Below are 12,381 nucleotides of genomic sequence, written 5' to 3'. Positions count from 1 at the left end.
GGTGCTCAATGCTGGAGTTGGGGGGGCGGGTTCCCGGCGCGTTGTATGGTGAGGTTTTTTGCTTGTCCGTTGTGCGGATGCTTGCCCCTCACCCTAACCCTCTCCCCGTAAAAACGGGGCGAGGGGACGTGCCCTGCGGAACGTGGGAGAGGGACGGACAGGGTGCGGCATATCCCCTTCGCCCCGTTTGCGGGGAGAAGGTGCCGGCAGGCGGATGAGGGGCGTTTTCGCGGTGGTTTCAGCGGGTTATCGCCAATACCCGTCGAGATCATGGGTGGCGGGCGTGGATCCTCGGCTCAAGGCCGAGGATGACGGAGAGTGGGGTGGGGCTTAGGCTGGAGCCGCAAAGCCGGTGGTCGGATGATTCCGAGCTTCCTCTTAACGCCACTCCGCCAAACACCACTCTCTCGACGTCCGCTCGTCCTCCGACCTCACGCCACCCAACACCACCTCACATCCCCTGCCGCCGCAGCTCCGCCCCCGCGGCGATCGTCTGCACCAGTTCGTCCACCTCGCGTGCCAGCCGCTCCAGCGGCAGGCCGACGAAGCGGCCTTCGAGGCTGATGCTGACGACGCCGTGGACGGCGCCGAAGAGGGTGCGGGCGCGGATGGCGCGGTCTTCGGCGGGCATGTCGGGCTGCAGTTCGGCGAGGGGTTCGGCGATCACGTCCATCAGGAAGAGGTGTTCGTCGAGGTGCCATTGCGGCGTTGGGCTGGTGGCGGGGGGGAAGTGGTCGAACAGCGCCTTCCAGAGATTGCGGTGTTCCACCGCGAAGGCGAGGTAGCCCTGGGCGAGGTTGCGCAGGCGGTCGGTTGGGCTTTTGCCTTTGGCTTCGTCAAGCGTCAGCCTCGCCTCGAGCGCCTTCAGCGTCGCGGAATTGACGTGGATGACCAATTCGGCGAGGTCGGTGAAGACGGTGTAGAGGCCGCCGAGGGCGCAGCCGGCATCCTGGGTGATGTCGCGGGCGCGCAGGTTGGCAAGGCCATCGCGGGCGATGCGTTCGCGCGCCGCCTCGATCAGCCGGGCCTTCAAATCTTCGCGTTTTTCTTCTCGTCTGCCGGCCATTAACCATTTCCCTTCGAAAGTTTGAACGACGTTCAAAATTTATCTTGAACGTCGTTCATGATTCTGCCATAACTCATCTCGTGAACAACGTTCATAAACCGGAGGAAAGAAATGTTCAAATTGATTTCCACATTGCTGCGGGGCAGGGCGCATGATGCCGAGCAGGCTTTCGCCGATCGCCACGCCGTGCCGCTGCTGGCCCAGCAGATCCGCGACGCGGCGCAATCGATCCAGACGGCGCGCCGCAGCGTCGCCGTCGCCATCGCCCAGAACGAGCAGGAGAAGGCGCAGCACCAGACGATCCTTGCCCGAATCGCCGATCTCGAGACCCGCGCCACCGCGGCGCTCACCAAGGGCAATGAAGGGCTGGCGCGGGAAGCGGCCGAGGCGATCGCCTTTCTCGAGGCCGAGCGAGATGCGTCGGAACAGGCGCAAAGCCAGTTCACCACTGGTATCGCCAAGCTGAAGGGCATTGTCAGGGATGCCGAGGCGCGGCTGCAGGCGCTGCAGCGCGGTGAGCGGCTGGCCCGCGCCACTGAGGAGGCGCAGAAGCTCGATATCGCGGTCGCCGGCCCCGGCCTCGCGACCCTCGACGAGGCCGAGGAGACGCTGGCGCGCCTTCGCCTGCGCCAGAGCCAGAACGAGCTGACGGCGGCGGCGCTGAAGGAGATGGAAAGCGCCACGCGGCCGGCCGGCATCATCGAAAAGCTTGCCAATGCCGGCTGCGGCGCGCCGCTCGCCTCATCGGCCGATGACGTGCTCGCCCGGCTGAAGAGCCGCATCACGCCGGCCGCCTGACATCGTCATCCCACCATCCACCCCTAGAAATTAAAGGGTCACTGCTATGAACGACAGTTTCCAGAAACACTCCGCCAGCTGGGTCAGCTTCTCCTACATCTCCTTCGGCGCCGCCGCCTTCATGCTGGCGCTCGGCCTCTACATGATGCCGCTCGATCTCTGGGGGAAGGGCTATCTCGCCATGGGCATCCTGATGCTGGTGCAGACGACGGTGAATATCACCAAGACGCTGCGCGACAATGCCGAATCCGAGAAGCTGATCCGCAAGGTCGAAGATGCCCGCACCGAAAAGCTGCTGGTCAAATTCAATCGTAGCGATGAAGATTGATCTTCCTTAACCACATCGCAGAGTTGTTATCGCACTCAACTTTTGCGTAACAACTCTGTGGCCTTCTCTGCCCACCAAAAGAGGGTCTCGCCGTGCAACAGAATCTGATGACATCGAGGAAATTCGCGCCGCTGTTCTGGACACAGTTCCTGACCGCCTTCAACGACAATTTCCTCAAGAATACTTTGGTATTCCTCATCCTCTACAAAATGTCGGCGAGCGAGGGGGCAGCACTGGTGACGCTTGCCGGCGTCATCCTGATCGTGCCCTTCCTGCTGCTCTCGGCGCTCGGCGGCGAAATCGCCGACAAGCACGACAAGGCCAAGGTGGCGGAGCTCCTCAAACGCTGCGAGATCGGCGTCGCCGCCCTTGCCGTCGTCGGTCTCGGCTTTTCCTCGATTTTTGTGCTGATGGTGGCGCTCTTCGGCTTCGGCGTCGTCTCGGCGCTGTTCGGGCCGATCAAATACGGCATCCTGCCCGATCATCTCGAACGCCGCGACCTGCCGAAGGCCAATGCCTGGATCGAGGGCGGCACCTTCATCGCCATCCTTGGCGGCACGATCATCGCCGCCCTTGCCTTTTCCAGCGGCGACAATGTCCTGCTGTTCGGCTCGATGATGATGGGGCTGTCGGTGCTCTGCTGGCTGTCGGCCCGCATGATCCCGGCGACCGGCTCCAAGGCGCCGGATCTTGAGATCGACCGTAACGTCATCCGCTCCAGCTACAGGCTGGTCATGGAAATACGTCAGGACAAGCGGCTGTGGCGCTCGGCGCTGATGAATAGCTGGTTCTGGCTGGTCGGCGCCTTCACCCTCTCCATCCTGCCGACCATGGTGACCGAGCTGCTCGGCGGCTCCGAGCTCGTCGTGCCGGCCTATCTCACGGTCTTTGCCATCGCGGTCGCCGTCGGTTCCGGCATTGCCGCCTGGATGTCGTCGGGCCGCATCGTGCTCTTGCCGGCCCCTGTCGGCACGGCGCTGCTCGGCCTTTTCAGCCTCGATCTTGCCTGGAACCTCTGGGGCCTGGCGTCGACAGTCCACGCGACGACGATCCTCGATTTCTTCGCTGGCGAAAATACCATCCGTGTCGCCATCGATCTCGCCGGCATGGCGATCTCGGGCGCCTTCATCGCCGTGCCGACTTTCGCCGGCCTGCAGACATGGGCGCATGAGGATCGCCGCGCCCGGGTCATCGGCGCCGCCAACGTGCTCTCGGCGCTGTTCATCACCGTCGGCCTCGGCCTCGTCGCCGTCATCCAGGCGCTCGGCGCCACCATTCCTCAAATCCTGATCGGCCTCGGCATCGTCAATTTCGCCGTCGCCTGGCTGATGCTGAAGACGCTGCCGACCAATGCCTTCCGCGATTTCATCTCGATCCTGTTCCGCGCCTTCATGCGGCTCGAGGTCGAGGGGCTGGAGAATATCAAGAAGGCCGGCCCGGCGCCGATCATTGCGCTCAACCATGTCAGCCTGCTCGATGGCGCGCTCGCGCTAGCCATCACCGAGGAGGAGCCGGTCTTTGCCGTCGATTACAAGATCGCCCAGGCCTGGTGGGTGCGCCCCTTCCTGAAAATGTGCAAATTCCTGCCGCTCGATCCAACCAAGCCGATGGCGACGCGCTCGCTGATCAAGGTGGCGCAGGAAGGCAATCCGATCGGCATCTTCCCCGAAGGCCGGCTGACGGTGACCGGCACGCTGATGAAGGTCTATGACGGCGCCGCCATGGTCGCCGACAAGACCGGTTCGATGGTGGTGCCGGTCAAGATCGACGGGCTGGAGAAGACCTATTTCTCCTATCTCGGCGACGGCAAGATCCGCCGCCGGCTGTTTCCCAAGGTCAAGGTCACCATTCTCGAGCCGGTGAAGCTGGAAGTGCCGGCCGAGCTGAAGGGCCGCAAACGCCGCACGGCGGCGGGGGCAGCACTTTACCAGGTGATGTCGAACCTGTTGTTCCGCACCGCCGATACCTCGTCGACCGTGCTCGATCGCGTCATTGAGGCCGGCCACGAATTCGGCATGAAAAAGCTTGCGGTCGAAGACCCGGTCACCGGTCGGCTGACCTATGGCAAGCTCTTGACCGGGGCTGCCGTGCTCGGCGCGAAATTCCGCGCCCGTTTCCCGGAACAGAATCTCGGCGTCATGCTGCCGAATGCCAATGGCGCCGCCGCCACCCTTCTCGGCGTCATGTCGGCGGGCAAGGTGCCGGCCATGCTGAACTTCACCGCGGGTGCGGCCAACATCCTCTCTGCCTGCAAGGCGGCTGAGGTGAAACACGTGCTGACTTCGCGCGCCTTCGTCGCCCAGGCCAAGCTCGGCCCTGTCGTCGAGGAGCTGGAAAAGCAGCTGACCATCGTCTGGCTCGATGATCTCAGGGCGGAAATCTCATTCAAGGACAAGCTCGTCGGGCTTCTGCGCAAGGCGCGGCCGCTCGTCAAACGCCAGGCCGACGATCCGGCCGTCATCCTCTTCACCTCGGGCTCGGAAGGCACGCCGAAGGGCGTGGTGCTGACCCACCGCAACATCCTGTCGAATGCCGCCCAGGCCGCCGCCCGCATCGATTTCCACAGCGGCGACAAGGTGTTCAACATCCTGCCCGTCTTCCATTCCTTCGGGTTGACGGCGGGCACCGTGCTGCCGCTGATCTCGGGCGTGCCGGTCTATTTCTATCCTTCGCCCTTGCATTACCGCATCGTGCCGGAGCTGATCTATGTCTCCAACGCCACGATCATCTTCGGCACCGACACCTTCCTCAACGGTTATGCCCGGACTGCGCACCCTTACGATTTCCGCTCGATCCGCTATATCTTCGCCGGCGCCGAGCCGGTGAAGGCGGCAACTCGCAACACCTATATGGAAAAATTCGGCCTGCGCATCCTCGAAGGCTACGGCGTCACCGAGACCGCGCCTGTTATCTCGATCAACACGCCGATGTACAACCGCTCCGGCACGGTCGGCAAAATCCTGCCGGGCATGGAATGGAAGCTCGAGCCGGTGCCCGGCATCGATGAGGGCGGCCGCCTGCATGTGCGCGGCGCCAATGTCATGGCCGGTTATCTCCGCGCCGAAAAGCCCGGCGTGCTCGAACCGCTCGCCAATGGCTGGCACGACACCGGCGACATCGTCACCATCGACGAGGATGGCTTCGTCAAGATCCGCGGCCGCGCCAAACGCTTCGCCAAGATCGGCGGCGAGATGGTGTCGCTGGCGGCAATCGAGGCGCTCGCCGCCGAACTCTGGCCCGGCGCGCTCTCGGTCGTCTCCTCGCTGCCCGACTCCAAGAAGGGCGAGCGCCTGGTGCTCCTGACCGACGCCCCGACCGCCACCCGCGCCGAATTCCTCGCCTTCGCCAAGTCGAAGGGCGCCATGGACATGATGGTTCCGGCGGAAGTCACGATCGGCAAGGTCCCGGTGCTCGGCTCCGGCAAGGTCGATTTCGTCGCCGCCCGCAAGCTGGCGGAAGGGGCGGCTGAGAAGGAAGAGGCGGCCTAGCGCTGGGCGTTGGACGGGGGAGGGCGCACGCTCTCCTCTGTCGCCAGGCGCCGAATGCAGCATGTGCGGCGCCGCATCTGCCGTCGCTTCATCGCCGCTGCTGGCGATTCTTCGCGGCACGACCTCTCGTCCGCGCTGGCGCACTTATGCGTCCAGTACCATCTCTCGTCCGCGTCGGCGTCTGCGTCCGGGCACCACCTCTCCTCCGTCATCCCAGGGCTTGACCCTGGGATCCATGCGGCTGGCACTACCTGAATTGATGGAGGCCGTCTGAGGGAAATTATTGAAGCCGCGTGCTTGGCTGTGGATCCCAGGGTCAGGCCCTGGGATGACGGAGTGTGTGGTTGGCGCTCTCGCCAAATGCACCACCGGTGCAGCTTGAGAGACGCCGCCTTTGTTGAAACTCCATCGCGCCTGCAGAGCCGATTTGCCACGCAATCACCTCTCCTCCGTCATCCCAGGGCTTGACCCTGGGATCCATGCGGCTGGCACTACGTGAATTGATGGAGGCCGTCTGCGGGAAATTATTGAAGCCGCGTGCTTGGCTGTGGATCCCAGGGTCAAGCCCTGGGATGACGGAGTGTGGGGTTGGCGTTCTCGCCAAACGCACCGGGGCAGCTTGAGAGCCCGCTTGTGGGATGTCGCTTTCGCCGAGGCTTGTGCGGCGCCGCATCTGCCGAAGCTTCCGCACCGCTGCTGAGCCGATGTGTCGCGGCGCCACCTCTCTTCCGCAGAAGGCGGACTTATGCGTCCAGCACCCCTCTCGTCCGCGCCGGCTTGTGCGTCCGGGCACTACCTCTTCTTCGTCATCCCAGGGCTTGACCCTGGATCCGTGCGGCTGGCGCTGCGTGAACAGAGATGGCAGCCGAAGCTGGGAAATTATTGAAGCCGCGTGCTTGGCTGTGGATCCCAGGGTCAGGCCCTGGGATGACGGAGTGTGTGGTTGGCGCTCTCGCCAAATGCACCGCCGGTGCAGCTTGTGGGATGTCGCTTTTGTTGAAGCTTCATCGCGCCTGCGGAGCCGATCTGTCGCGCAATCAGCTCTCCTCCGTCATCCCAGGGCTTGACCCTGAGATCCATGCCCAGAGCACCACAGAAGATGCAGCCGCCATCACCACAGCGTAAGATAAAGATCGTCCCACTCGGGATTCATCGCCTCGACCAGGTCGATCTTCCATTGCCGGTTCCATCGTTTCAATGACTTCTCGCGCTGGATGGCGCTGCCGCTGTCCCAATGCTCCTCGTACCAGACGAGGCGGGTGCAGCCATATTTCCAGGCAAAGCCCGGTGTCAGCCCCTCGCGATGCTCGTAGATGCGGCGCTCCAGATCCGATGTGACGCCGATATAGAGCGTGCCGTTTTTCTGGTTGGTGACGATGTAAACATATCCTGCCATGTGGGCAGAGTGCTTGGCTGTGGATCCCAGGGTCAAGCCCTAGGATGACGGAGGGTGGGGTGGCCTTTGTTGCCAAACGCACCGCTGGCACAGTTGAAGCCCTGGGATGACGGAGGAGAGGCGGTGCCTGGATGCAAAAGCCCGCCGCCGCAGCGGTTCATCTCGCCGCAGCCGCCGGCTTCCTCAGCCCGAGACCCAGAATCAGCGGCACGGCGAGCGCATAGACGGCGACGACGGAGAGCCAGATGGCGCCCGGCCATTGCTGACGGACGAGGAAGTAGAGGCTGGAAAAGCCAAGCGGGGCGACGATCGAGGCGAGGCTGACGGCCGAGGCGAGCACGCCCTGGAACTGGCCTTGGCTGTTTTCATCGACCTGCCGGGTCGCCAGCGACTGCAGCGCCGGCACGCCGATGCCGCCGAGGGTGAAGACCGGCATGATCGCGAAGATCATCCAGCTCCGGTCGGCAAAGGCCATGGTGCAAAGCGCGATCGAGACGCCGGCGACGCCGGTCAGGATCGCCCCGCGTTCGCCGAGCAGTTTGACGGCCGGTCCGGGCAGGAAGGCCTGGGCAAGCGCCTGGCAGAGACCGAAGGCGCCGAGCGACAGGCCGATCGCAAGCCCGTTCCAGTGAAAGGCGTCGCTGCCCCAGAGCGCCCAGCAGGTGCCATAGGCCTCGCCGGTGGCGCTGAAGAGGAAGAAGAGGATGATGATGGGCAGCAGGCTTTTGACCTCCAGCACCGAGCGCAGCGGCTGGAGTGGATTGAGGGTCGCGAGATCGATCCTCTCGCGGCTGCCAGGCCGCGATTCCGGCAGAACGAAGAAGGCGAGCAGCAGGTTGGCGCCGTTGAGCGCGGCGGCTGCGATGAAGGGCAGCCGCAGCCAATGATCGCCGAGCACGCCGCCGAGCACCGGGCCGATGATGAAGCCGAGGCCGAACATGGCGTTGAACAGGCCGAACCGGCGGGCGCGTTTTTCCTCCGGCGAGATGTCGGTGATATAGGCGGTGGCCACCGAGACGTTGGCGCTCGTCAGCCCGGCGACCGCCCGGCCGATGAAGAGCAGCAGCAAGTTGGGCGCCAATGCGAGGAACAGGTAGTTCACGGCCGCGCCCGCGAGCGAAATCAGCAGCACGGGCCGGCGGCCGAGCCGGTCGCTCAGCGCCCCGAGCACCGGCGCGAAGATGAACTGCATCACCGCATAGAGTGCGGTCATCGCGCCGATATAAGGCGCGACGTCGTCGCTGTGGGTGATGTCCTGCAGCAGCGACGGCAGGATGGGGAAAATGAGCCCGATGCCGACGGCATCGAGGACAATGGCGGTAAAGATGACGATAAGGGATCTGGTCATGGGTGCGTTCCACGGTCGACGCGAGCGCACGAGCGCCCACGAGAGTGCGCCGATGGCTCACGATGAGGCCTGATCTCGTCAGGCGTTGGTTTCAGGGAGTGCTGGCCGAACCATGGCTGAAACGCATGGCCGGCGTGTGCTCGACCGCCTGGACGACCCATTCGTCCACCTGTTTACTCCGCCACTGAGCGGATCAAGGGAAGCAGTCGCTTTTCGCGACGAGCAAGACATACGCCGGATGGTTGCGTGCGGCAAGTCTGTTTTTGTGCGGGGGGTGGTTGCGGCTGTGATGCTTTGTGGCGCCGCGCTCACGGTTCGCTTCTCGCCCTGACGAGGCTTTTGGTCCCCGGCACTACCTCTCCTCCTCCATCCCGGGCACCACCTCTCCTCCGTCATCCCAGGGCTTGACCCTGGGATCCATGCGGCTGGGACGAGGTGGATCGGGGCAAAGAAATAGCAGTCCGCGCGTCCTTGGTTGTGGATCCCAGGGTCAAGCCCTGGGATGACGGAGAGTGTGGTTGGCTTTGTTGCCAGACGCACCGGCGATGCAGCTCGCGGCACCACCTCTGCCCCTCCATCCGCAGCACCACTTCTCCTCCGTCATCAAAGTACCGCCGATCTCAAGGCAGGAACGCGTCGCGTCCCCCCGCCCATCGCGCTATCATCAACGATACGGCCACCGATGGCGCGTTTCGCCTGTCGTTCGGCGCATATGAGGTTGTCTTGGCCGAACGGTCGCTTCACCATTGACGGCACTTCAGCTCCGGACAGAGACAGGCAGGCAATGACAAATATTGCGCAGATGCAGGAACAGCGATTGAGCGCCCTTCGACAGACCGCCTCGGGTGCGCCGAGACTGCCGTCTAACCCGTTCTTCGGCGTCGGGCCGATCACCGACGCGACGACCGACGAGGTCGACAGCCGCCTGCGGCGCATCGCCTTCGACGCCTGGATCGAGAAGACCTATCGCAAGTTCGATGACAGGGGCAACGATATCGGCGGCTTCACCACCGCCGAGATTTCCCGCAGCATGCATCGCGGCTATCCGGCCGACAAGATCCTCACCGACATGATGCGGGCGATCCATCGTTATTTCGGCTTCCCGAAGGTCAACCGCATGGCGGTCGGGCTCGGCGGCGGCCACAGCGGCTTCACCGTCTGCATCCAGCATCTGATGAATGCCAACGACGCCGGCCAGCGCGTCTATGTCGATACGCCGCGGCCGGAGAGCGATCTGTCCAAGGCGGCCGGCTTCTTCCGCCAGTCCTGGGCCACACAGCTGATCGAGATGCAGCGCTTCGCCGAGAAAGGCTGCGAGAGCCGCATTCATTTCGCCGCCTCCGAGGGCGTGATCCCGACGGCGGCCGAACTTGCCGACCTCGGCGCGTCGATCTTCGTCGGAGTCGGCCACGAGACGACGGGGGCGAATGCCTATACCAGCGGCGAGATCCGCGAGCTGCTGAGCTGGCTCGACGGCGACCCGGCCAACCGCCACGCGGTGTTCGACGCCACTTCGATGCTCGGCGCCATGCCATGGGAACCGGAACTCGTCAGCGCCGTGATGGCAAAATGCTGCCTGTTCATGCCGTTCCAGAAGGCGATCGGCGGCATCTCGGGCTATTTCGTCGCCTCCTTCACCCCGCATGCGCTGGCGCTGATCGAGAAGAATCAGCAGGATCCGGCCTGGGCGATCCCGCGGCAGCTGAAGATCGCCCCGCCGATCGATCCGCGCCAGCCGTTTTCGGCCAAGCGCTCCGTCGATGCCGGCCCGTTTTACGATGCCGGCGAAGACCGCATGCTCGGCGGCGTCATCAACACCTACAGCGCGCTCGCCTTTGCCGAGACCACCTTCGGCCTGCTGCAGTCGGAGGCCCGGGTCGGCTCCGTCGTCGAGCTCAACCGCCGCTCCGCCGCCAATCGCGCCGTGATCGACGAATGGGTCAAGTCGCACCCGCTGCTGTCCTTGACCGTCACCGATGCCGATCGCCGCGGTGCTGCGGTGACGCTGCTGAAGGTCGAGGACGACGGCATCACCGACGCCGCCATCCACGCCCGGATCATCGCCCGGTCGAAGCAGCTGCTGGGTTATGAGGGCATCACCCATCCGAACGGCGAATACGAGCCCGGCCTCGACGCGGCCCGCTATGTCAATGCCTTCCCGGGCACGCCGGGCGATTACCGCGCCTGGGTCGGCGGCATCCGCGAGCCGGACGATGTCGTGGCACTGCTGGAAAATCTGCAATATGCCTATCTCAGAGCCAAGATCGTCGTTCTCGAGGAGGAGCTGGCAAAGCACGGCGTGACCTTCGAGGCGCCGGTCAAAGCCGAAGGCGCCCTGCGCAAGGACGATCCGACCCGCGCTTACACGGTGCTGATCGCCGACCTGATGGGCCTGCGTTTCGGCGCCGACGGCGAGCCTGATTACAGCGAGGTCAAGGCCTATATCGAGGAGAAGGGTGGCGTCTTCCATCTCGGTCCGCTCGGCGATCGCGCCGGCCTCGAAAAGGGCCGCATCCACTTCTTCTACCAGCCGAACCTCAGCACCGAGGCGGAGATCCTGCCGCAGACCGACAAGGGCCAGTACGACGCGCTGATCGCGGCGGCGACCTTCATTCCAAAGGCCTCGGTCTTCCCGCTCGGCGGCGTGCGCATCGGTGCCGGCACCGGCAATATGGGCTCGGCTTCCTGGGGCGGCGGCAATGGCGAGGGCGGCACTGCGGCCCTGATGAATACGCCGGGGATCAACAGCCGGGCGACCGCCCAGATGGTGATGAAGGCGATCCTGAAGGTCGTTCCCGACCTGCCGGTCGATAGATTGCACCGCATGGTCGCCGGCGGCGATTTCGACACGGGCCGTCAGCTCAAGGATTTCCCGACGGCAAAGCTTGAGGGCCGCAAGCTCGCCGTCCTCGGCTACGGCAATATCGGCCGTGAAGTCGCCAAGCTCGGCAAGGCCTTCGGCATGAATGTGGCGATCTATGCCCGCGAGCACCACAAGCGCTGGATCGAGGCTGAGGGTTTCGACTATGCCGCAAGCCCGGTCGAAGCGGCTAGCGGCGCCGACGTGCTCTCCGTCCATATCGGCCTCGGCCGCCTGGATGCATCGACCGGCGTCTATTCGAATGCCGGCACCGTCGATGCAGAAGTGCTCTCCGCCATGAAGGACGGCGCGGTGCTCGTCAATTACGACCGCGGCGAAGTCGTCGATCCCAATGCGCTCGATGCAGCACTGGCATCCGGCAAGATCGCGCATGCGGCAATCGACGCCGACCTGTTCCGGGACGCTGCGACCGGCACGCTGAGCGGCCCGATGCTGCCCTACCTGCCGCTCGAACAGCGCCACAAGGGTAAGCTCGAACTGCTGCCGCATGCCGCTGCCGACACCGACCATCCCTCACGGGTGACCGGCGCCAAGCAGGCGGTCGAACAGATCTTCGACGTCATCCGCTTCAAGTCGGTCGTCAATCTGAAGGGCGACCTGCCGGAGGGTTACGTCTCGGCCGGCAGCCGCACGCCGGCCGGCATCGGCAAGGTGACGAAGCAGGTGGTCGCCGAGGCCGGCGGCAAGGCCGAGCTTCTGGAAGAGCTGCGCCAGACCTCGGAAAGGATCGCCGCCATAACAGGCGCGCTTTCCGCCGTCTCCGACCCGGATCACCGCGCGCGGATCGTCGAACGCTACACCGCCCTCCTGGTCGAAAATGCCGACCGGCAGCGGGCGCTTCTCGACCAGCTCGGCCTCTACGGGCCGGCGGAGGGGTGAGACCTATCGACGGCTCGTCGGGCAACGACGGCTCTTGTCATTGATGTCGTGCCGCGAGGCCCCCTCATCCGACCCTTCGGGCCACCTTCTCCCCGCTGGGGAGAAGAGGGAGAGTGGCGCTTCGCCATCCACCCCATTGGATGAAGTGCCTACAAGCAGGCGGGTTCGTTTGCCAGTGTCGGAGCGACTTGCTTTCC

At 64.4% G+C, this 12,381-nt stretch carries 7 protein-coding genes; 4 read left to right on the top strand and 3 right to left on the bottom strand.

Annotated elements, in window-relative coordinates; translation table 11 throughout:
* Positions 1-451 precede the first annotated feature (451 nt).
* Entirely contained in the window at positions 452-1,066 is a 615-nt protein-coding gene (locus tag AC13QO_RS29270; protein ID WP_488542677.1) for a TetR/AcrR family transcriptional regulator, read from the bottom strand.
* A 111-nt stretch (positions 1,067-1,177) separates the two neighbouring features.
* Here AC13QO_RS29270 and AC13QO_RS29265 point away from each other — a divergent pair, with 111 nt between their 5' ends.
* The 3 genes from AC13QO_RS29265 (at position 1,178) to AC13QO_RS29255 (ending at position 5,680) form a co-directional block, all read left to right on the top strand.
* Positions 1,178-1,864: a PspA/IM30 family protein gene (locus tag AC13QO_RS29265; protein WP_488542676.1), complete on the top strand. Its 687-nt coding sequence runs from the start codon at positions 1,178-1,180 to the stop codon at positions 1,862-1,864.
* 46 nt (positions 1,865-1,910) lie between these two features.
* Complete coding sequence (locus AC13QO_RS29260) at positions 1,911-2,192, top strand: YiaA/YiaB family inner membrane protein (RefSeq protein ID WP_011424367.1); 282 nt, start codon at positions 1,911-1,913, stop codon at positions 2,190-2,192.
* Between the two features lie 92 nt (positions 2,193-2,284).
* Positions 2,285-5,680: an acyl-[ACP]--phospholipid O-acyltransferase gene (locus AC13QO_RS29255; protein WP_488542675.1), complete on the top strand. Its 3,396-nt coding sequence runs from the start codon at positions 2,285-2,287 to the stop codon at positions 5,678-5,680.
* 1,111 nt (positions 5,681-6,791) lie between these two features.
* Here the strand turns inward: AC13QO_RS29255 and AC13QO_RS29250 are convergent.
* Positions 6,792-7,076 carry a GIY-YIG nuclease family protein gene (locus AC13QO_RS29250; RefSeq protein ID WP_488542674.1) on the bottom strand — a complete coding sequence of 95 codons (285 nt, stop codon included), beginning with the start codon at positions 7,074-7,076 and terminating at the stop codon, positions 6,792-6,794.
* Between the two features lie 157 nt (positions 7,077-7,233).
* Complete coding sequence (locus AC13QO_RS29245) at positions 7,234-8,424, bottom strand: TCR/Tet family MFS transporter (protein WP_488542673.1); 1,191 nt, start codon at positions 8,422-8,424, stop codon at positions 7,234-7,236.
* A gap of 784 nt (positions 8,425-9,208) precedes the next feature.
* Here AC13QO_RS29245 and AC13QO_RS29240 point away from each other — a divergent pair.
* Positions 9,209-12,184: an NAD(P)-dependent oxidoreductase gene (locus AC13QO_RS29240; RefSeq protein ID WP_488542672.1), complete on the top strand. Its 2,976-nt coding sequence runs from the start codon at positions 9,209-9,211 to the stop codon at positions 12,182-12,184.
* The last annotated feature ends 197 nt before the right edge of the window (positions 12,185-12,381 follow it).

The organism is Rhizobium sp. CNPSo 3670 (assembly GCF_057784555.1).
Note: the sequence above shows the minus strand (reverse complement) of the source record. Positions and strands in the feature narration are given on the sequence as shown.

Excerpts from the sequence above, each read along its gene's own strand:
- AC13QO_RS29270 (WP_488542677.1), bottom strand. The coding sequence starts at position 1,066 with ATGGCCGGCAGACGAGAAGAAAAACGCGAAGATTTGAAGGCCCGGCTG.
- AC13QO_RS29265 (WP_488542676.1), top strand. The coding sequence starts at position 1,178 with ATGTTCAAATTGATTTCCACATTGCTGCGGGGCAGGGCGCATGATGCC.
- AC13QO_RS29260 (WP_011424367.1), top strand. The coding sequence starts at position 1,911 with ATGAACGACAGTTTCCAGAAACACTCCGCCAGCTGGGTCAGCTTCTCC.
- AC13QO_RS29250 (WP_488542674.1), bottom strand. The coding sequence starts at position 7,076 with ATGGCAGGATATGTTTACATCGTCACCAACCAGAAAAACGGCACGCTC.
- AC13QO_RS29245 (WP_488542673.1), bottom strand. The coding sequence starts at position 8,424 with ATGACCAGATCCCTTATCGTCATCTTTACCGCCATTGTCCTCGATGCC.
- AC13QO_RS29240 (WP_488542672.1), top strand. The coding sequence starts at position 9,209 with ATGACAAATATTGCGCAGATGCAGGAACAGCGATTGAGCGCCCTTCGA.